Annotated in this window: 19 protein-coding genes; 10 read left to right on the forward strand and 9 right to left on the reverse strand. The window is 65.3% G+C overall.

Features of this window, described 5'->3' with window-relative positions; genetic code table 11:
* Positions 1-32: 32 nt before the first annotated feature.
* Entirely contained in the window at positions 33-968 is a 936-nt protein-coding gene (locus QPK31_RS06985; protein WP_290422213.1) for a peptidylprolyl isomerase, read from the reverse strand.
* A gap of 168 nt (positions 969-1,136) precedes the next feature.
* Between QPK31_RS06985 and QPK31_RS06990 the strand changes: the two genes are divergently transcribed.
* Entirely contained in the window at positions 1,137-1,781 is a 645-nt protein-coding gene (locus QPK31_RS06990) for a VTT domain-containing protein (protein ID WP_290422214.1), read from the forward strand.
* A 188-nt stretch (positions 1,782-1,969) separates the two neighbouring features.
* A complete protein-coding gene (locus tag QPK31_RS06995) occupies positions 1,970-3,151 on the forward strand; it encodes a carbonic anhydrase family protein (RefSeq protein ID WP_308633695.1) in 1,182 nt (393 codons plus the stop codon).
* Between the two features lie 179 nt (positions 3,152-3,330).
* Here the strand turns inward: QPK31_RS06995 and QPK31_RS07000 are convergent, their stop codons facing one another.
* Together QPK31_RS07000 and QPK31_RS07005 are read right to left on the reverse strand one after the other, a co-directional pair.
* Positions 3,331-4,125 (reverse strand): D-hexose-6-phosphate mutarotase, encoded by a 795-nt coding sequence (locus QPK31_RS07000; RefSeq protein ID WP_290422215.1) that lies wholly within the window; start codon positions 4,123-4,125, stop codon positions 3,331-3,333.
* A 64-nt stretch (positions 4,126-4,189) separates the two neighbouring features.
* Entirely contained in the window at positions 4,190-5,107 is a 918-nt protein-coding gene (locus QPK31_RS07005; protein WP_290422216.1) for an AraC family transcriptional regulator, read from the reverse strand.
* A gap of 99 nt (positions 5,108-5,206) precedes the next feature.
* Here QPK31_RS07005 and QPK31_RS07010 point away from each other — a divergent pair, with 99 nt between their 5' ends.
* Complete coding sequence (locus QPK31_RS07010) at positions 5,207-5,953, forward strand: SDR family oxidoreductase (protein ID WP_290422217.1); 747 nt, start codon at positions 5,207-5,209, stop codon at positions 5,951-5,953.
* Positions 5,954-5,971: 18 nt separating this feature from the next.
* On the opposite strand, the gene QPK31_RS07015 is transcribed toward QPK31_RS07010, so the two are convergent.
* On the reverse strand, positions 5,972-7,360 hold the full coding sequence (locus QPK31_RS07015; RefSeq protein ID WP_290422218.1) for an N-acetylmuramoyl-L-alanine amidase: 1,389 nt from the start codon (positions 7,358-7,360) through the stop codon (positions 5,972-5,974).
* Positions 7,330-7,809 carry a tRNA (adenosine(37)-N6)-threonylcarbamoyltransferase complex ATPase subunit type 1 TsaE gene (gene tsaE, locus QPK31_RS07020; RefSeq protein WP_290422219.1) on the reverse strand — a complete coding sequence of 160 codons (480 nt, stop codon included), beginning with the start codon at positions 7,807-7,809 and terminating at the stop codon, positions 7,330-7,332. Before tsaE ends, QPK31_RS07015 begins: the two co-directional genes overlap by 31 nt.
* Positions 7,810-7,876: 67 nt before the next feature.
* On the opposite strand from tsaE, the gene queG reads away from it, so the two are divergent.
* On the forward strand, positions 7,877-8,977 hold the full coding sequence (gene queG, locus QPK31_RS07025) for a tRNA epoxyqueuosine(34) reductase QueG (RefSeq protein ID WP_290422220.1): 1,101 nt from the start codon (positions 7,877-7,879) through the stop codon (positions 8,975-8,977).
* 96 nt (positions 8,978-9,073) lie between these two features.
* Here the strand turns inward: queG and QPK31_RS07030 are convergent, their stop codons facing one another.
* From QPK31_RS07030 to QPK31_RS07040, 3 genes are all read right to left on the reverse strand, one after another.
* Entirely contained in the window at positions 9,074-9,427 is a 354-nt protein-coding gene (locus tag QPK31_RS07030; protein WP_290422287.1) for a DUF3052 domain-containing protein, read from the reverse strand.
* A 384-nt stretch (positions 9,428-9,811) separates the two neighbouring features.
* Positions 9,812-10,393, reverse strand: coding sequence for a response regulator transcription factor (locus QPK31_RS07035; protein WP_290422221.1), 582 nt, complete (start codon positions 10,391-10,393; stop codon positions 9,812-9,814).
* 21 nt (positions 10,394-10,414) lie between these two features.
* The gene (locus QPK31_RS07040; protein WP_290422222.1) at positions 10,415-12,442 is read right to left on the reverse strand and encodes a sensor histidine kinase; all 2,028 of its coding nucleotides are present in this window, start codon (positions 12,440-12,442) and stop codon (positions 10,415-10,417) included.
* A gap of 112 nt (positions 12,443-12,554) precedes the next feature.
* Between QPK31_RS07040 and QPK31_RS07045 the strand changes: the two genes are divergently transcribed.
* From QPK31_RS07045 to QPK31_RS07055, 3 genes are all read left to right on the forward strand, one after another.
* The gene (locus tag QPK31_RS07045) at positions 12,555-13,547 is read left to right on the forward strand and encodes a TRAP transporter substrate-binding protein (RefSeq protein ID WP_290422223.1); all 993 of its coding nucleotides are present in this window, start codon (positions 12,555-12,557) and stop codon (positions 13,545-13,547) included.
* Positions 13,548-13,632: 85 nt separating this feature from the next.
* A complete protein-coding gene (locus QPK31_RS07050) occupies positions 13,633-14,202 on the forward strand; it encodes a TRAP transporter small permease (RefSeq protein WP_290422224.1) in 570 nt (189 codons plus the stop codon).
* Positions 14,199-15,479: a TRAP transporter large permease gene (locus tag QPK31_RS07055; protein WP_290422225.1), complete on the forward strand. Its 1,281-nt coding sequence runs from the start codon at positions 14,199-14,201 to the stop codon at positions 15,477-15,479. The genes QPK31_RS07050 and QPK31_RS07055 overlap by 4 nt, the downstream gene beginning before the upstream one ends.
* Positions 15,480-15,975: 496 nt before the next feature.
* On the opposite strand, the gene QPK31_RS07060 is transcribed toward QPK31_RS07055, so the two are convergent.
* Entirely contained in the window at positions 15,976-18,870 is a 2,895-nt protein-coding gene (locus tag QPK31_RS07060; protein WP_290422226.1) for an EAL domain-containing protein, read from the reverse strand.
* A gap of 124 nt (positions 18,871-18,994) precedes the next feature.
* Between QPK31_RS07060 and QPK31_RS07065 the strand changes: the two genes are divergently transcribed.
* The 3 genes from QPK31_RS07065 (at position 18,995) to QPK31_RS07075 (ending at position 20,656) form a co-directional block, all read left to right on the forward strand.
* Entirely contained in the window at positions 18,995-19,519 is a 525-nt protein-coding gene (locus QPK31_RS07065) for a methylated-DNA--[protein]-cysteine S-methyltransferase (protein ID WP_290422227.1), read from the forward strand.
* A complete protein-coding gene (gene xerD, locus QPK31_RS07070) occupies positions 19,492-20,394 on the forward strand; it encodes a site-specific tyrosine recombinase XerD (RefSeq protein WP_290422228.1) in 903 nt (300 codons plus the stop codon). Before QPK31_RS07065 ends, xerD begins: the two co-directional genes overlap by 28 nt.
* An 82-nt stretch (positions 20,395-20,476) precedes the next feature.
* Complete coding sequence (locus QPK31_RS07075) at positions 20,477-20,656, forward strand: hypothetical protein (RefSeq protein ID WP_290422229.1); 180 nt, start codon at positions 20,477-20,479, stop codon at positions 20,654-20,656.
* The last annotated feature ends 20 nt before the right edge of the window (positions 20,657-20,676 follow it).

Raw genomic sequence — 20,676 nt, forward strand, 5'->3', positions numbered from 1 at the left:
TCGCGCGCCGAAATCGCCGGTCCCGTGTTGTCTTATTTTTGCGCGCCGCTTTGTTCGCCGTTTTGCTCACGCACCGGAATCGGCGCATTGCACAGGTCGACATGCCCGGCCGCGAATACGTTCCAGGGGCCGCCGCGGTTGCGCTGGGCCTCCACCACCTTCTGGTAGGTGGCGCTGTCGGTGCGCATCACCTCGATGTTGCTGCGCTCTTCCTTCGGCACGTCGGCCGCGACGCGGAAGGCGTTGATCGGCACCTGCATCTCCGCTTTGTCGTAGAAGCCCATCGGCGCCGGACCGCGCGGCATGCTCGACAGCAGCGGCATGCCGGACACGACGCGCCCGACCACGGTGATATTCCGGTCCAGCTGGCGCGGCGCCTGGCCGGTGACCACGTACAGCGCGGTGCCGCCGCCGCTGTCGGCCTCGTTGTCGCGCCCGACCCCGACCATGGCGTAGCAGTGGGCCAGCCAGGTTTCGCCCTTCTTCGGATCGCGTCCGACCGGGAAGCCGTTCGAGTGGCCGACTTGCGGCGCGTAGCCGTCGACATCCTTCAGGCGCGTGAAGTGGCGGTCGTTCTTGAGGGGGGCGGTGAACTCGGCCTTCAGCTTCATCTTCGCGGTCTTGGCCTGGCGCGGATTCTTTTCGTCCGGATCGCCCCACTGCACCACGAAGTTGTCCTGCGAGCGCAGGATGACCAGGCCATCGAAATAATGTTCGCGCGCCAGTGCCTTGATGTTGGCGGCGTGGTTCGGCGCGAAGGGCGGGGCCAGTTCGATGACCACGCGTCCGCCCGGCAAATCCATGTAGAGCGTATTCTCGAGGTCGAGCGGGCGCCAGTCGGCGGCCTTCGATTCCTTGACGATCTCGCCCACGCTCGCCTTCGGCGGCAAGGGTTTCGGTTCGGCCGCCTGCGCCAGTGTGCTGGCCAACACCAGGGCCGCGCCCACACCCATCATTCCTGCATTCATCTCCGCCACCTTTGTTGTTTGTATGAAGTAATTGTAGACCTGAAAATGAGCATTTCGGAAACTTAACACTGCCTTAAATACCGCAAGCGACGACAAGTCTGCTTGTCCTGTCGGAGGTTTTGGCAGGCTCAGTGATGGTATGATGCGGCGTTACCGTTTAGGAAAATTATGGATCTGATGCAATTTTTCGACATGATTCTTCATGTCGATAAGACGTTGGGCGTCCTGCTGGCGCAATACGGCGTGTATGTCTACATCGTCCTGTTTGCCATCGTATTCTGCGAGACCGGTCTCGTGGTCCTGTTTTTCTTCCCGGGCGACACCTTGCTCTTCATCGCCGGCGCCTTCTGCGCCACCGGCCAGATGAGTTATCCGCTGCTGATGGCGCTGCTGATCATCGCCGCCGTCACAGGCAACACCCTGAATTACTACATCGGCGAAGCCGTCGGCCAGCGCATGTTCACCCACGACTACCGCTGGATCAACAAGGACGCCTTGCACCGCACCCACGATTTCTTCGAAAAACATGGCGGCAAGACCATCATCCTGGCGCGCTTCGTGCCGGTGGTGCGTACCTTTGCGCCGTTCGTGGCCGGCGTGTCGGACATGACCCATACCCGCTTCCAGCTGTACAACATCACCGGCGCCGTGCTGTGGGTGGCTAGCCTGGTGACTGCCGGCTACTTCTTCGGCAATATTCCTATCATCCGCGACCACCTGACCGAGATCGTGCTGGTGGGCGTGAGCGCGGCGATCGTGCCGCTGATGCTGGGCGGCTTGTGGAAGTTCGGCCGCAGGATGTTGAGCCGATAAGACGTATCGACAACGAACTTGTTCGAATGCTCAGGGCGCCGGTTTTTCCGGCGCCTTTTTCGTTGCGCGCCCCGTTTAAATCGGCAAAAACGCTCAAGTTTCCGTATGGAAGCGTCGTTAAAGGTGGGTAGATAACTTCCACCAACCCCATGCGCCACTTCATTGCCCTGTTCGCTTGCAGCCTCGTCATGCTCCACGCAAGCGCCAACGAACCTGCCCACGCCGCCAAGCCGGAAGCGGACGCGGCCAAGAAGCTCGCGGCCGACATCGCCAAGCCGGCCAGCGCCAAGCCGGCCGCCGACAAAGCTGCCGACAAGACCGCTGACAAGGCCGCTGACAAGGCCGCAGCCGACAAGGCCGCCGCATTGGCGATTGCGCGGGCGGCCGACAAGGCCGTTGCCGAGAAGGCTGCGCCTGCCGACAAGGAAGAGAAGGGCGAGAAAGCCGTCGCCAAGCAGGGCAAGGCCAGCGCCGTCACCGCCGACAAGGCCGCCTCGGCCATCTCGGCGCAGAGCGAGGAAGATGCCCAGGTCGACCTGTCGGTGCGCATCGCCGAGCGCCTGGCCGAGATGCGCGCCAAGCAGGCCGCGCGCGTGGCTGCCGCCGCCAAGGCGAAAAAGGCCGCCGAGGCCAGGCGCAAGAAGGAAGCGGCAGCCGCCGCAGTCGTTGCCGCTGCTGCCGCCGCGCCGAAGATCAGCAACCACTGGGACTACGAAGGCGAGTTCGGCCCCGAGAACTGGGGCAAGATCAACCCGGCCTGGTCGCAATGCGGCGCCGGCAAGCGCCAGTCGCCGATCGACATCCGCGACGGCATGAAGGTCAACCTGGACGAGATCGACTTCAACTACCGCCCGTCGGACTATACCGAAGTCGACAACGGCAAGACCGTGCAGGTGAATCTCGCGCGCGGCAACTTCATGACCATCGGGAACCAGAGCTACGAGCTGGTCCAGTTCCATTTCCATCGTCCGTCGGAAGAAAAGATCAACGGCAAGGGCACCGAGATGGTGATCCACCTCGAGCACCGCGGCCCGGGCGGCAAGCTGGCCATCGTCGCCGTGCTGCTCGAACGCGGCAGGGCCAACGACGCGATCCAGACCGTGTGGAACAACATCCCGCTGGAGAAGAACCAGCAGGTGGCGTCCAGCGAGCCGCTCGACCCGCTGGAGCTGCTGCCGGATCGCCGCGAGTACTACACCTACATGGGCTCGCAGACCACGCCGCCCTGCACCGAAAACGTGCTGTGGCTGGTGATGAAGCAGCCGATGACGGCCTCGCCGGCGCAGATGGCCCTGTTCTCGCGCCTGTATCCGCTCAATGCGCGGCCGGTGCAGGAAAGCGAAGGGCGGATGGTGAAGGAATCGCATTAAAACGAAAGCCGGCGCGAGCCGGCTTTTTCATATTCGTTGACGCGTGCCTGGTAGGGTGGGCGCTCCTGTGCCCACGCGAAAACGGTGAGCAGACGCGGCGTTCGATCACGCCAACGTGGCGCATACGTCACGCGTGGGCACGGGGCGCCCACCCTACATTTGCAAGCACCGCGGCCTTCTCAACTGACGTGGTACTCGCCCACCCAGCGCTCGCCCGGCTGCAGCGTCGGCCCGTTCAACAGCGCCGGCTCGACGCACACGAAGCGCCGGTACTCCTCATCCGCCATGTCCGACAGCGCCGCCGCATCCTCCGCGCCCGGATTCCACACCACCGCATCCGTGAACCCTTCCTGGCGCACAGTCAGCATGATGCCGCCATCGATCAGCGCCAGCGGCGGCGTGACGCCTTCGTACACACGGTCGAACTTGCCCGTGATGGCCAGCTCCTCGCGCTCGACGCCGTTGATGCGGACAGTGCCGATATCGCCCACCAGGTGGTAAGTGTGCAGGGCCGCCGCGAACGCAAACGCGTCGTTGCCGGCATTGCGCACGTCAAGCCGCATCGATACTTCGTTGGCGTGAATCGCCACCCGCAGCGCCAGCGCAAAGCCATGCGGCCAGGCGGCGGCGTGTTCCGGCGCCAGGTCGCCCGGCTCCAGCGCCAGCACGGCAAAGGCCCAGCCGTTCTCAACGCCGGTATCGGCCACGCGCCAGTTGCTCACGCGCGCAAAACCATGGCGCATGCCCTCGCCGCGCTCCGCGAATTGCGGGAAGATCACCGGCACGCCGCCACGGATCGCCCGGCTGCCGTCGAGCGCCGATTGCGCGCTGCAGAACAGGCGTTCGAGTCCGTCGGCGCCGCGCCAGGAAATCAGGTGGGCGCCGTACAGGGTGACGCAGGCTTGGGCGCCGTCGGGCGCGGTGAGGAGCAGGGCCGGCAGCTGGCCGTAGGTGGTCTGGATCGCGGCTTCCATGGGTGGCTTGTCGATTCGTTACGTCGGGCCGGTAGTATGCCACGGCCAGCCGTGGCGGCAAGCTTCAGGACAGGGCGGCGGCCCGCTCGCGTTCGCGCACGTAGCGCGCCGGCGGCACGCCGATGTGGCGCGCAAAGGCCACGGTGAAGGTGCTGGCCGAACTGTAGCCGGTGCGCTCGGCCACCTCGGCGATGCTGGCCGCGCCGGCGCGCAGCAAGTCCTTGGCCAGCGCCATGCGCCAGGCCAGCAAATACGCCATCGGCGTCATGCCGACCGCGGCGCTGAAGCGTTCGAAGAAGCTGGAGCGCGACAGTGCGGCTTCCTGCGCCAGTTCGGTTACGCTCCAGGCATGCTGCGGCGCTTCGTGGATCTTGCGCAGCGCATTCCCCAGGCGCGCATCGGCCAATCCGCGCACCAGGCCGGGCGAGGCTGCCGTCCCGACGCTCGAGCGCAGTGCTTCGATCAGCAGCACTTCCAGCAGGCGCGCCATGACGACCTCGCGCGCCGGCCGTTGCGCGCGCGACTCGTCGCGTACCAGCTCCACCAGCGTGGCCAGGCGCTGTTCGCCACGTACGTAGACCAGGCGCGGCAGCAGGGACACCAGCAGCGCCGCGTCCGGCGAGCCGAAGGCGCAGTGGCCGATGATGTAGCGCGCTTCGGGCGCACCGTCGGGAGCGCCGAGCCGGAATTCGCCCGGCCGCAGCGCCACTGGCAGGGAGAGGGGCGCATGCGCGGCGGGGGCTTCCATGCTCGACATCGCGAAGTCGTAGGTAGCGGGGATCAGGACAAAGTCGCCGGGCGCCAGCACGAGCGCGGCCTGGCCTTCGACGGCCAGGCGGCAAGCGCCGTCGAGCACCACGCAAAACGAAGGCTGGCCGGTTTCGGCGCGCCGTACGCGCCATTGCCCGGCTGCTTCGACCAGCTTCATGTAGCGCACGCCCGGCTGCAGCATGGCGACGACTTCCGCCAAGGGATCGGTCATTTCTGGACTCTCGCAAATGGAATATGGACTGATGATTGTAGATCGTCTGGCCACAAGCGCCTATCGTAACGTTACCCAACCACGAAAGGAAACCCTGCCATGAAAACCGTCCTGATCACCGGCTGCTCGTCCGGCTTCGGCCTGGAAATCGCCCGCCACTTCCTCGCCCACGACTGGAAAGTGGTCGCCACCATGCGCACGCCGCAGGAAGGCCTGCTGCCGGCGTCCGAACGCCTGCGCGTGCTGGCGCTCGACGTGACCGACGCCGCCAGCATTCATGCCGCGCTGGAAGCGGCGGGGCCGATCGACGCACTGGTCAACAATGCCGGTATCGGCATGCTGTTCCCGCTCGAAGGCACGTCGATGGAGACGACGCGCAGCGTGTTCGAGACGAACACCCTCGGCACGATCGCCATGACCCAGGCGGTATTGCCCGGCATGCGCGAGCGTGGGGCCGGCGTGATCGTCAACGTTACCTCGACCGTGACCCTGGTGCCCTTGCCGCTGCTGTCGGTCTACACCGCAAGCAAGGCGGCGGTGAATGCCTTTACCGAATCGCTGGCGCTGGAGCTGGCCCCGCTCGGCATCCGTCCTCGCCTGGTGCTGCCGGGACGCGCGCCGACGACACGCTTCGGGGAGAACGCGCGCCCGCGCATGCAGGCCGGCACGCCCGCCGCGTATGCTCCGTTGATGGAAAAGGTGTTCGGCGCGGTGCGCGGAGGCGGACCCGTGACCCACGGGGAAGATGTGGCGCGCGCCGTCTGGCGCGCGGTGACCGATCCGGCGGCCCCGATGCGCATTCCGGCCGGCGCCGATGCCGAAGAGCTGGCCGCGTCGCTGGCCTGAAAAGGCCCGGACCCAGGTTCAAGTCGTGCGGCTCTTCGCCATCGGCGGATTCGCCGAGAAGTAGCGCTTGATGCCCTTGGTGATGGCATTCGCCAGCTGGTCCTGGTAGCCGTCGTCCTTCAGCTTGGCTTCTTCTTCCGGGTTCGAGATGAACGCGGTTTCCACCAGGATCGACGGAATGTCCGGCGCCTTTAGCACAGCAAACCCGGCCTGCTCGACCGCCGCCTTGTGCAGGCGGTTGATGCCGCCGATCTCGCCCAGTACGGCCTTGCCAAGCTTCAGGCTGTCGTTGATCTGGGCCGTGGTCGAGAGGTCGAACAGCACGCTGGCGAGCTGCCTGTCGTGCTTGCCCAGGTTGACGCCGCCGATCATGTCGGCCTTGTTCTGGTCGTTCGCCAGCCAGCGCGCGGCGGTCGAGGTCGCGCCTTTTTCCGACAGCACGAAGACCGAGGAGCCACGCGCGGTCGGCACCGTAAAGGCGTCGGCGTGGATCGACACGAACAAGTCGGCCTGCACCTTGCGCGCCTTTTCCACCCGGGTGCCGAGCGGAACAAAATAATCGCCGTCACGGGTCAGCATCACGCGCGTGTTCGGCAGCGCTTCGAGTTTCGTTTTCAGGCGCTTCGCCACGGCCAGCACGATGTCTTTTTCGCGGGTGCCGGTGGCGCCGATCGCGCCCGGGTCTTCGCCGCCATGGCCGGGGTCGAGGGCGATCGTCACCATGCGCACCACGTTGCTGACCGGCGGCTTGGGCTTGATCAGGGATTTACCCGGCGCCGGCGGCGGCGCCACCGGCGGCGTGCCGTTCATGGCGGCGATCTCGGCTTCGATGCGGGCGACCGGATCGGGCACTGGCTGCTGTACCGGCGTCGGCGCGGCCGGCACGGCGGTCGTGGTGCCGTCGCCGGGCGACCATTCGCCTTTGGCGATCAGGGCGGCAATCGGGTCCGCCTCGCGCACCGGATACAAATCGAAGATCAGGCGGTGCTTATAGGTGCCGACCGGCGCCAGCGTGAATACCTGCGGCTTGATCTCTTCCTTCAGGTCGAACACCAGGCGCACCACCTTCGGGCGGTTCTGGCCGACGCGCACCTGCTTGATGTAGGGGTCGTTCGGCTCGACCTTGGCGACCAGGCTTTTCAGCGTGTTGTTCAGGTCGAGGCCGTCGATGTCGACCACCAGGCGCGGCGGATCGGGCACCAGGAAGTGCTCGGTCTTCAGGTCGCTGTCGTTTTCCAGCGTCACGCGGGTGTAGTCGTCGGCCGGCCAGACGCGCACGGCCAGGATCTGCGCCGCACTGGCAGGCAGGGGCGCGACCACCGACAGCAGCAGGGTGCCGCCGGCTTTCAGCAAGGTACGTCGGCGTACGCCGGACGTCAGGGAGGGAAGGAGAGACGGTCGAGGCATAGCAGGCCTAATTCGGACAACGCCTGCAATTCTACAGTACGCCCGAGGCCGCTAACATTAAGCAAGACTTTAACGTCGGGCAATGGCAACACCGGTTCGCCCTTTTCCGGCCATTCGACGATGCAGATATTCTTGCCGTCGAAGTCTTCGCGGAAGCCCGCGTCCAGGAATTCTTCCGGGCTGGACATGCGGTACAAATCGTAGTGGATGATGTTCGCCGGCTGGCCGCCCAGCTGCACGCGGTAGGGTTCCGACAGGGTGTAGGTCGGGCTCTTGACGGTGCCCTTGTGGCCGGCTGCCTGGATCAGGGAACGGGTGAGCGCGGTCTTGCCGGCGCCGAGGTCGCCGTGCAGGTAGATGACCAGGCCGGGAACGATGGCGCGCGCCAGGGCGGCGCCCAGGGCGGCGGTGGCCGTTTCGTCCGGCAGGTAGGCTGTGAAGTGCTGCATCAATTAGAATGTCGTGTTCAGCGGCGCGTAGCGTTTGCCATCCGCGCCGAAAATTGTCTTGTTTGCCATGTCTTCATCTTCCCCCGACCTGCACGAACTCGCACGCGCCATCAAGGCGTGGGGGCGGGAACTCGGCTTTGCCGACGTGCGCATTGCCGACGTCGACCTCGCGCACGCCGAGGAAGGCCTGCAGGCCTGGCTGGCGGCCGGGCACCATGGCGAGATGGATTATATGGCAAGCCACGGGATGAAGCGCGCCCGGCCGGCCGAGCTGGTGCCGGGCACGGTGCGCGCCATCGTCGCGCGCATGGATTATCTGCCCAAGGATGCCGCGTCTGACGCTTCCCATTGGCGCGCCCGTGAGGCGGCGCGGCAACTGGACCCCGGCGCGGCCGTGGTGTCGGTGTATGCGCGCGGCCGCGACTACCACAAGGTGCTGCGCAACCGGCTGGCCCAGCTGGCCGAGCGCGTGAAGCGCGAGATCGGCGAATATGGCTACCGCGCCTTCACCGATTCGGCGCCGGTGATGGAACTGCCGCTCGCGGCCAAGGCCGGCCTCGGCTGGCGCGGCAAGCACACGCTGCTGCTGTCGCGCGAAGCCGGCTCGACCTTTTTCATCGGCGAGATCCTGGTGGACTTGCCGCTGCCGGTTGACGAGGCGACCAGCGGCCACTGCGGGCAGTGCAGCAGCTGCATCGACAAGTGCCCGACGCAGGCCATCCTCGGCCCGGGGCGGCTGGATGCGCGGCGCTGCATTTCCTATCTCACCATCGAGCTGAAGGGCAGCATTCCGCTGGAGCTACGCCCGCTGATCGGCAACCGCATCTACGGCTGCGACGATTGCCAGTTGGCTTGCCCATGGAACAAGTTCGCCCAGCGCGCGGTATTGCCCGATTTCGACGAGCGCAATGGCTTGGGCGAGTCTTCGCTGGTGGAATTGTTTGCCTGGGAAGAGGAGGAATTCAACCGCCGCACCGAGGGCAGTCCGATCCGGCGCATCGGCCACGAGCGCTGGCTGCGCAACCTGGCGGTGGGGCTGGGCAATGCGGCGGCTGGGCGCGCCGGGGATCCGATTATCGTGGCGGCCTTGCGTGCGCGTGCGGCGCATCCGTCCGAGCTGGTGCGCGAGCACGTAAGCTGGGCGCTGGAGCGGCACGCGAGCGCATAAAAAAACCCCCATGGCGGCGTTGCACCGCCTCGCCGTACAAGCGTACTGTCTTCGGCGGTGCGCCTTGCCCCGAGGCTTTTCTTAGGCGCTCGATGATCAGGCCTCGATGCGTTTCGCGCGCAGGGCCGACCAGTCGCCGTCGATCGAGATCATCGCTACCGAGGTGATGCCCTGTTCCTTGAGGTAGGCGCTGATCGTGTCGCGGTTGATGTCGGTCGCTTTCGAGGCGGTCTGCTTCAGGTAGGCGATCCATAGCGAGCCCTTGTCGCTCAGGCGTTCCCTGGCGGACGGCACGACTTCCTCGAGCTCCTTGCGGTTCAGGCAAAACGCCATGATCACGTCGAAGGGGCCGTCACCTTCTTTCATGAGTTCTTGCGGAAACTGCGATACGACCGAGGGGTGGGTGGCGCCGTTGATGACCTGCATCGATTTCGCGTTACGCAAAAACATCCTGTCTGCAACTGTCTTTTCGTTCATCTGCTTTCCCTAAAGAAGTTGGCGTCGCGTGGCGTGAGGGGCGACGCGTTCAAATTGATTTTACAAGCGATTGGGGAATGGCGAAGAGGGGCGGGTGTCCGGTGCGCGGCGGGGGAATGACCGGGAGTTGTTGTTGAGTTAAATAAAGATGTTGATGTTATCGGGGCTGTTGCCTGTTGATGTATCGCTGTGCATGATCCGCGTGGGCACGGAGTGCCCACCGTACGGGACACGCTGCGTATCCGGGGTTCGTATGATCTCGCTGATATCGGTGACCGTAGGGTGGGCACCTGTGCCCACGCGGATTCAACACACCGATAACGGCGCACGCAACAGCGCCACGAACCCCGATAAACCCTACTTCAACAACCCCGCCAACTCCACCGCCGTCTTCACCTGCATCTTGTCGAAGATATGCGCCCGATGCACCTCCACCGTACGCATGCTGATGCCCAATTCGTCCGCGACGACCTTGTTCATCTTCCCCGCCAAAATCAGATCCAGCACCTCGCGCTCGCGCGCCGACAGCGTGGCCAGCCGCATGCGCACCTGGTCCGACACGGCCGCCGCACGCGAGGCGGCCAGCGCCTGGTCGACCCGGTCCATCAGCTGGTTGTCGTTGAACGGCTTCTCGAAGAAATCGAAGGCGCCACGTTTCAAGGAATCCACCGCCATCGGCACATCGCCATGCCCGGTCAGGAAAATCACTGGCAAACGCGGCAGCAGGCCGCGCCCGATCAGCTGGTCGAACACGGCCACGCCGTTCATGTCGGGCATGCGCACGTCGAGCAGCACGCAGTCGCCCTCGAGGTCGGGCTCGCCCACGCTGTCGAGGAAGGCCTGGCCGCCCGCATAGCCGCGCGCCGCCAGCCCGCGTGACTGTGCCAGCCAGGCGAGGGCGTCACGGATGACTTCTTCGTCGTCGACGATGTGCAGCATGCGGTTATCTCCTCAGGTGCACTATTTTAGCTCAGGCGCGGGTGTCGGTTCCACCGCCGGTGCAGCCGCTGCCGATGCATCCCGCCGCGGCAGGCTGAAGGTAAACACCGTGCCGCCCCCGGGGTTCGGCGCATGGGTCAGCGTACCGCCATGGAATTCGATCGCCGTGCGGCAGATCGACAGCCCCATGCCCATGCCTTCGGCCTTGGTCGAGAAGAAGGGCGAGAACAGGCGCTCGGCGACGTCGGGCGGGATGCCGTGGCCGTTGTCGATCACCGACACCGACACCTGGGCCGCATCGCAGCTGGCGGCAACGCGCAGGATGCGGCGCTCGGGCGGCACCTCGGCCATCGCCTCGACGCCGTTACGGGTCAGGTTCAGCAGCACCTGCTCCAGCATCAGGCGGTCGGCCAGCACGGTCGGCAGTTGCGACGGCACGTCGAACAGCAGCGTCACGTAGGCCTTGCGTGCCTGCAGCTCGACCAGGGCGCGCACGCCGTCGACCACGCTCTTGATCGCCACTTCTTCCCGCTGCGGTTCGCTCTTCTTCACGAATTCGTGCACGCTCTTGATGATCTGGCCGGCGCGCTGGGCCTGCTGGCGCGCCTGCTCCAGCGCGCGGCGCAGCAGGGTCGGTTCGATCGGCACACCCTTGTCGGCGCGTTCCAGCACGTTCAGGGCGCCGGCCGTGTAACTGGAGATCGCCGCCAGCGGCTGGTTCAGTTCGTGCGCCAGCATCGACGAGATCTCGCCCATCGTCGCCAGGCGCGCACCCGATTCCAGTTTTTCCTGCTGCTGGCGGTTCAGTTCCTCGGCCTTCTTGCGGCCGGTGATGTCGAGGACGGAGCTCATCCAGCCGGTCTGCTTGCCGCGGCTGTCGACCAGCGGCGCTTCGGACACCAGCACCGGCACGCGCACGCCGTCCGAGCGCTGGAACACGGTCTCGAATTGCGGCGTCGCTTCGCCGGCCAGGATCCTGGCGAAGCGTTCCTCGTAGTCGGAGGTCGCTTCCGGCGCCCAGTAGGGCATCGGCGGCTTCTTGCCCAGCAGGTCTTCCGGCGAGAGGCCGACGATCTGGCAAAAGGCCTTGTTCACGTAGGTGACCCGGCCCTCCAGGTCGCGCGCGCGCAAGCCGGTCAGCAGGGAATTTTCCATCGCGGTGCGGAAGGCCATCTGCTGGCGCAGCGCGGCTTCGGCCGCCAGTGTGCGCGAGATGTGGCGCCACAGCGTCATCAAACTGATCAACAGGCCCAGGGCCAGCACGATCACCGAGCCGACCAGCAAATTCGGCAGCAGGCGCGGCGCGCCCTTCACGCTGTCGGTGGCCAGCACGATCGAGCTGCCGGGCAGATCGAGGGCGCGCAGGTGGGTGTAGACCCCGCGCCCCGGCCCGCCGTCGGCACGCGCCGCCACCGCTTCGTCGTCGCGGTCGAGCAGGGACAGGGCGTTGTCCTGGGCGAACCACCAGGGCACGGTTTCGTCGAGCAGGATCTTCAGGCTATAGGTGGCGACCAGGGCGCCGGCATATTCGCCGCGTTTGAACAGCGGCAGGTAGTAGTCGATCATGCCGGGTGCATGGGTGCTGGCGCCATAGGGCTCGGTGTAGCGTCCGGCGCGGGTCAGGCGCGCCATCTCCATGGCTTCGGCGCCCACCGACGCCAGGCCGCCGGGCGGCAATTCCAGGCCGTGGTGGGCCAGGGTCGTGCCGTCCGGGCCGAGCCAGAGCACGCGGCGCAGTTCGTGGCCGTTCTTGAACATCTGGTCCAGGCGCGCCTGCAACTGTTCGGGCGGCGGCGGCTTGACCACCAGGTCGGCGCCGAGCACGGCCAGGGCTTCCTCGCTGCGCGCCAGTTCGAAGCGCAGGGTCTGCTCGACCCAGAGGGTGTCGGCAATGAGCTGCTCCTGGCGCTCGTTGGCCTCCATCTGGCGCGCCTGCCAGGGCAGCCAGAGCAGCACCGCCAGGAACAGCAGCACCAGCAGCACCGGCACCAGCCAGCGCCAGGGGCGGGAGAGGGCGGCGCGGCGCGGCAGCCGGAAGGGATTTTTCATGCGAGACCGTAGAAGCTTTTACGTAGTGATGTTATTGTGGAAATGCAATGCAAAATCATGCGGGATAAACTGGTTCGAGCGGTAACAATAATCGACACACCGAGGAGACATCATGCAGATCAAAGCCCTGGCCGCGGCCTTCGCCGTTGCCCTTTCAATGAACGTAGCCTGGGCCCAGGCGCCCATCGTCATCAAGTTCAGCCACGTGGTCGCGACCGATACGCCGAAAGGCCAGGCCGCCGAACGCTTCAAGGAGCAGGCCGAAAAGCTGACCAAGGGCCGGGTCAAGGTCGAAGTGTATCCGAACAGCCAGCTGTACAAGGACAAGGAAGAGCTCGAAGCCCTGCAGCTGGGCGCGGTGCAGATGCTGGCGCCCTCGCTGGCGAAATTCGGCCCGCTCGGCGTAAAGGAATTCGAAGCCTTCGATTTGCCGTACATCTTCCCGTCGAAGGCGGCGCTGTACGCCGTCACCGAAGGCCCGATCGGCAAGGGCTTGCTGAAAAAGCTGGAACCGAAGGGCATCACGGGGCTCGCCTACTGGGATAACGGCTTCAAGATCATGTCGGCCAACAAGCCGCTGCATGCCCCAGGCGACTTCCGCGGCCTGAAGATGCGTATCCAGTCCTCGAAAGTGCTGGACGCCCAGATGCGCGCGCTCGGCGCCAACCCGCAGGTGCTGGCCTTCTCGGAAGTCTATCAGGCCTTGCAGACCGGCGTGGTGGACGGCACCGAGAACCCGCCGTCGAACATGTACACGCAAAAGATGCACGAGGTGCAGAAGCACCTGACGGTGTCGAACCACGGCTACCTGGGCTACGCCGTCATCGTCAACAAGAAATTCTGGGATGGGTTGCCGGCCGCCGTGCGCGCCCAGCTCGAGCAGGCCATGCGCGACGCCACCACCTTCGAAAAGGCCATCGCCCAGCGCGACAACGACCTGGCGCTGGAAGCCATCCGCAAGGCCGGCAAGACCACCATCTACAACCTGACGCCGCAGGAACAGGCGGCCTGGCGCACGGCCCTGCAGCCGGTGCAGCGCCAGATGGAAAGCCGGATCGGCAAGGACCTGATCCAGTCGATCACGCGCGAAACGGCAAAAAAATAAAGCGCGAAGAAGTAAGAAATTCAGTGTAGCGGGGCGGGACGGCTTGCGCCGTGCCTGCGCTCGCCTGTCCTTCTGAAAGACACCCATGAAATTCCTCGATCGACTCGAAGAATGGATCATCGCGACCCTGATGGCGGCGGCCACCGTCGTCATCTTCATCGCGGTGGTGCATCGCTACCTGTCCGGGCTGCCGATTCCGGTGCTGCAGGACTATCTCATCCAGATCAACACCAGCTGGGCCCAGGAACTGTGCATCTACATGTTCGTGTGGATGGCCAAGTTCGGCGCGGCCTATGGCGTGCGCACCGGTATCCACGTCGGCGTCGACGTGATCGTCAATCGCCTGAGTCCGCGCTGGCGTGCCAAATTCATCGTCTTCGGCCTGCTGGCCGGGGCCGTCTTCACCGGCATCGTCGGCACGCTGGGCGCCTACTTCGTCTGGCACATGTCGGAAACCGACCAGACCTCGGCCGACCTCGAATGGCCGATGTGGATCGTGTATCTCGCCGTGCCGCTCGGCTCGTATTTGATGTGCTTCCGCTTCCTGCAGGTGATGGTGACCTTCATCCGCACCGGCGAAGTGCCGCACCATGACCCGGCCCAGGTGGAAGGCCTGGACGACGAAGACCTGCCGATCTCGAAAGGTGCCGCATGAACGCCGCCATCATCTTCATCCTGCTGCTGCTCCTGATGCTGACCGGGATGCCGATCTCGATCTCGCTCGGCCTGACGGTCCTGACTTTTCTCTTCACCATGACCACGGTGCCGATCGAATCGGTGGCGCTGAAGCTGTTCACCGGCATCGAGAAGTTCGAGATCATGGCGATTCCCTTCTTTATTTTGGCCGGGAATTTCCTGACCCACGGCGGGGTGGCGCGGCGCATGATCCGCTTCGCCACCTCGATGGTCGGTCATTGGCACGGCGGCCTGGCGCTGGCCGGGGTGGTGGCCTGCGCCCTGTTCGCGGCGGTGTCGGGTTCCAGCCCGGCCACCGTGGTGGCGATCGGCTCGATCATCCTGCCGGGGATGGTCAAGCAGGGCTATCCGAAGCGCTTCGGCGCCGGCGTGATCACGACCTCGGGCGCGCTCGGCATCCTGATTCCGCCTTCCATCGTGATGGTGATGTATTCGGTGACCACCAACACCTCGGTCGGCAAGCTGTTCATGGCCGGCGTGATCCCGGGCCTGATGCTCGCCTTTTTGCTCGGCCTGACGACCTGGGTGCTGGCGAAAAAGCACGGCTACCCGCGCATGGCGAAAGCCAGCTGGGGCGAGCGCTGGCAGGCCTTCCGGAAAAGCGCCTGGGGCCTGTTCCTGATCGTGATCGTGATGGGCGGGATCTATAGCGGCATCTTCACGCCGACCGAGGCCGCGGCGATTGCCGCCGTGTACGCCTTCATCATCGCCGTCTTCGTCTACAAGGATTTACGGCTGGACCAGGTGGGAAAAGTGCTGCTGGATTCGGCCTCGCTGTCGGCCATGCTGCTGTACATCATCACGAACGCGGTGCTGTTCTCGTTCCTGATGACCAGCGAGAACATCCCGCAGCAGATGGCGGCCTGGCTCACCGGCCAGGGCCTGGGCGTGGTCAGCTTCCTGCTGGTGGTGAACATCCTGCTGCTGCTGGCCGGGAACGTGATGGAGCCGTCGTCGATCGTGCTGATCATGGCGCCGATCCTGTTCCCGGTGGCGGTGGCGCTGGGGATCGACCCGATCCACTTCGGCATCCTGATCGTGGTGAACATGGAAGTGGGCATGTGCCACCCGCCGGTGGGCTTGAACCTGTACGTGGCTTCGGGGATTACCAAGATGGGGATTTCGGAACTGACGGTGGCGGTGCTGCCCTGGCTGCTGACCATGCTGGGCTTCCTGCTGCTGGTGACCTACGTGCCGGCGATCTCGCTGTGGCTGCCAAACCTCGTCTATGGTTGATTCGCGAATATCGTTATAAAAAACTATTCTTTTGCTGCCACAGTTGCGTTATGATGGAGCGCTGCCGGCACCAATGTGGTGCGCCACCTTGGTGCGGTCAGTACCGGACACAAGTCTTGGGGAGTGAGAGAAAAACCCGGTAGTCCATACCGGAGATCATGTGAGGAGACACACGTTCGACAGAAGCCGCGGGTACGCCTAGTGGCCGGGACGTGACCATGATTCAGAGCGCACCGCTGGTGCGCTTTTTTTTTGGTTTTTTCGTGGTCGTTTGCGGGTGGCGCGGGCGATCGTTCGCAGTCGCAGGCCAAAGGATGAGCACGTAACCGCGTGGGCACTCCGTGCCCACCGTACGTGAAACGGTGCGGATCGTACTACATGCCTCGGACGATCTGTCGACCGTACGGTGGGCACTCCGTGCCCACGCGGTACGTACGCCTCCTTGCGGACACGTACGGCGAGGTGTCGCTCGCACCGCATGCAACTGGCGCAAACGCTAGGCCGCCAGTTCCTCCAGCGTCCTTGCATCCACCGGCCTGCTGAACAGGAACCCCTGCCAGTTATCGCACCCGATCTCCGCCAGGAACGAGCGCTGCGCCTCGGTCTCCACCCCTTCCGCAATGATCCCCAGCCCCAGCGATTTACCGAGCGCCACCACGCTGCGCGCGATCGATGCGTCGTTCGGGTCGTCCAGCACGTCGCGCACGAAGCTCTGGTCGATCTTCAGCTGGTCGAGCGGCAGCCGCTTCAGGTAGCTCAGCGACGAATACCCGGTGCCGAAATCGTCGAGCGAGAAGCAGATGCCGTGCTCGCGCAAGGCGCGCATCTTCTCGATGGTTTCCTCGACCCCTTCGATCATCAGGGTCTCGGTCAGCTCCAGCTTCAGGCGCGTCGGGTCGGCGCCGCTCTCGCGCAAAATGGCCAGCGTCTCCTCGACGAAATCGTCTTGCAGGAACTGGCGCACGCTGACGTTCACCGCCAGCGTCAGGTGGGCGGTGCTGGGCGTGTCGGCCCAAGCGGCCAGCTGCTCGCAGGCGGTGCGCAGCACCCAGCGCCCGAGCGGCACGATCAGGCCCGAGGTCTCGGCAATCGCGATGAAGCCGCCCGGCCCGATCAGGCCGCGCTGCGGATGCTGCCAGCGCACCAGGGCCTCGGCGCCGGTCAGCAGGCCGTCGCCGTCGACCTGGCCCTGGTAGTGCAGCACGAACTGCGATTCGCGCAGGGCTTCGCGCAGCTCGGTCTCGATGGCGGTGCGGTAGGTGACTTCCTGCTCCATCGACACGTGGAAGAAGCGCAGCGTGTTGCGGCCCTGGCGCTTGGCCTCGTACATGGCGAGGTCGCCGCGCCGCATCAGGTCGTCGAGCTGCTGCTCGTGGCCGGTGCACAGGGTGACGCCGATGCTGCAGCTGGCATGGTGCACGGCGCCGCCGACCTCGAAGGGCACGCGCAGGGCGGTGAGGATCTTGTGGCCGACCGTGTCGGCGTGGCGCAGTGCTTCTTCTTCGCTGGCGCCGACCGACTCCAGCAGGATCACGAATTCGTCGCCGCCGAGGCGCGCCACGGTGTCGCTGTCGCGCGCGCACTGCAGCAGGCGCGCCGCGACCTGCTGCAGCAGGTGGTCGCCCACCACGTGGCCGCGGCTGTCGTTCAGGTCCTTGAAGTTGTCCATGTCGAGGAAGAGCAGGGCGCCGACGCGGCGGTTGCGCCCGTGCTGGCCGAGGCAGTGGTCGACCCGCTCGTAGAGCAGGCGCCGGTTCGGCAGGCCGGTGAGCGGGTCGTAATAGGCCAGCTGGACGATCTTCTCGTCGGCCTGCTTGCGCGCGCTGATGTCGGACTGGGTGCAGACGAAGTTGGTCAGCACGCCGTCGGCGTCGCGCACCGCGCTGACCGTCAGCCAGGCCGGGTAGGCCTGGCCGTTGCGACGCCGGGTCCAGACTTCGCCCTGCCAGGTCTGCTCGCGCCGCACCGTGTTCCACATGCGCTCGCGGTAATCGTCGCCGTCCGGCTCGAGCGAGAAGGGCGGGAAGGCGGTGCCGGGCAGCTCGGCGGCGGGCGTGCCGACCAGGATGCCCCAGGCTTCGTTGGCCTCGATCATCATGGCCTCGGGATTCAGCACGCACATGCCCTCGCCCGACTGAAACACGATGGCGGCGATGCGCAGCGATTCCTCGGCCTGCTTGTTGGGCGTGATGTCGGTGGAAATGCCGCACAGCGCATACACGACGCCGTCGCGCGCCAGCGGCATCTTGGCGGTCAGGAAGACCTTGCCCGACAGGTGCTCCTCGGTTTCGTAGCGGCGCTGCTCGCTGAGCACCACATGGTCGCCGGCGCGCGTGATGCGGGCCTCTACCACGCCGAACAGGGTCTCGTCGTCCTGGCCGACGATGGCGGCGGCCGGGCGGTTCAGCAGGCGGCACATGGCGCCGTTCACGTACTGGTAGCGCGACTGCGTATCCTTGATGTAGATGAGGCTTTCCACGCTGTCGAGGATGGTGGTGAGCTTTTCCTCGTTCTCGCGCAGTTCGCGCGTGCGTACGGCGACCTCGCTGCGCAGCCAGCTGGCCACCGCCAGCGCCGAGAGTAGCAGCCCGACCGCGGTCGCCAGTGCCCACCACAGGCTGGACGGCATGGCCTGGCCCTTCTCGCTTCCCTGCCACTGGCGCAGGGTGGCGAAGTAGACGGACTGCGGATCGGCGCGCCAGGCCTCGAGCTGGCGGTCGATGGCATCGAGCACGGCTTGCTGGCGGCCGGGCAGGGCGGCGTAGTACACGCGGGTCGGGTTGAAGACGACGCCGGTCGCCTGCAGGCCCTGGCCGGCTGCCTGCAGGTCGCCGAAGAAGTGGTTCGCGGCCACGGCATCCGCTTCGCCCTCGCCGGCCAGGGCAAACGCCCGTTCCAGCGACGCGGCCGGGACCAGGACCGCGGAGGCGCCATAGCTGGCCAGAATCTCGGGCAGTATCTGCGACTGGATCGAACTGCCCAGCACCGCGATGCGCTTGCCCTTCAGGTCGGGCAGGGCGCGGATGCCGCTGCCCGGCCTGGCATACACCTGCGACCAGCTGTGCAGGACGGGAATGCGGTGCAGGGCCAGCACGCGGGCACGGTCTTCGGACCAGGCGACATCGGGCAGCAGGTCGATGCGGCCCGCGGCGAGCAGGTCGACGCAGGCGGCCCATTCGCAGGGAACGAATTCGAGCGTCCAGCGTTCCGCGCTGGCAATGTCGCGCAGCAGGTCGATCAGGATGCCGGACGCCTGGCCCTGCTCGTTCATGAACAGGTTCGGCGCATTGTTCGACACGCCGACACGCAGCGGCGCGGCGCCTTGCGCGCCGGCCTGGCCGAGGCAGCCGAGCAGTGAAACGAAAACCAGTAAGCGGAGTACGCGCGGCATATTCGTCAGGTGTCGATGTTTAGGTTAAGCATAGTCTTTTTTACAATAAACGGACGCCACGTACGAGAAATTGCACTTACGAAAAAGTTGGTGGACGGTGGGAGCGAGGAGTAAACTAGCGCCCATGAATACTCCACAAGGCAGCGAGCTGTTTTCCGCCATCGTGCCGGCGCCGTTTGGCGCCATCGGCATCCGCACCGAAGGCGAGCGCGTGCGCGAACTGGTCTACCTCGAGCCGCGTTTCGGCGACAAGGCGGCGCAGGATGCCACCGCCGAGCTGGCCGCGCGCCAGGTCGAACAGTACCTGCTCGATCCCGATTTCGTTTTCGATTTGCCGCTGATGGAAGCGGGCAGCGATTTCCAGCGCCGCGTCTGGGGCGCGATCAGCGCGATTCCGCGCGGCAGCGTGCGCACCTACGGCATCCTGGCCAAGGAACTCGGCTCGGCGCCGCGCGCGGTGGGGCAAGCCTGCGGCGCCAACTGGTTCCCGCTGGTGATTCCCTGCCACCGCGTGACCGCTGCGCGCGGCCTCGGCGGCTTTGCCAGCCACGACGAGGAAAACGGCTTCCATTTGTCGGTCAAGCGCTGGCTGCTGCGCCACGAAGGCGCCACCGCATCGCCATGGCAGCAGCAGTCGATCTGGGACTGATCGACGAGTTCTGCGACACGCTGTGGCTGGAACACGGCCTGGCGAAGAACTCGCTCGACGCCTACCGGCGCGACCTGCGTTTGTTCGCTGGCTGGCTGCATCTGAAGCAGCCGGGGCGCGGGCTGCTGGGCGTGCGCTCCGAGGACCTGGCCGGCTATTTCGCCGAGCGTCACGCGGACACCAAGCCGAGCACGGCCAACCGGCGCCTGTCGGTACTGAAGCGTTTTTATCAGCTGGCGCTGCGGCGCAACCAGGTAGCGGAAGACCCTTGCCTGAAGATGGCCACGGCGCGCCAGCCGCAGCGCTTCGTGCACACGCTGACCGAAGAGCAGGTCGAGGCGCTGTTGAACGCGCCCGACGTGTCCACGGCGCTGGGTTTGCGCGAGCGCACGATGCTGGAGCTGATGTATGCCAGCGGCCTGCGGGTGTCGGAACTGGTGGCCTTGAAACTGGTCGAACTGAGCTTGAACGATGGCGTGCTGCGCATTACGGGCAAGGGCAGCAAGACGCGCCTGGTGCCGTTCGGCCAGCAGGCGCGGATCTGGGTCGAGCGTTACCTGAAGGATGCGCGCGGGATCATTCTTAACGGGCAGATGGACGATGCGCTGTTCGTGACGGGGCGCGGCGGGCCGATGACGCGGCAGATGTTCTGGATATTGATCAAGAAGCATGCCTTGAAGGCGGGAATCCGCGCGCCCTTGTCGCCGCACACGCTGCGCCATGCGTTTGCCACCCATTTGTTGAACCACGGCGCCGACTTGCGTGTTGTGCAACTTCTGCTGGGGCACTCGGATATTTCAACCACACAAATTTATACCCATGTTGCGCGCGAGCGTCTGAAGCACCTGCATGCTCAGCATCACCCACGTGGGTAATGCAAACCCGTGTGGCTTAACTGGCGCATAATGGTTCGGGTTCGGCACCCTTCTTACATGTCAGCTTGCATACGAGGAAATCATGGCAAAGACCAACTTCCAATACGAAAAGCGGCAACGGGAACTGGAAAAGAAGCGCAAGGCGGAGGAAAAGGCCAAGCGCAAGCTGGAGGCGAAGAATCATCCGAAGCCGGAAGGTTCAGAGGGGGAGGTTGGAGAGCCGGTAGAAGCCGAAGCAAGGGAAACGCAAGAGCAATCGTAGTCTCAACCGTACGGTGGGCA

The sequence above is a fragment of the Massilia sp. YIM B02769 genome, assembly GCF_030411995.1.
Classification (GTDB): domain Bacteria; phylum Pseudomonadota; class Gammaproteobacteria; order Burkholderiales; family Burkholderiaceae_D; genus Telluria.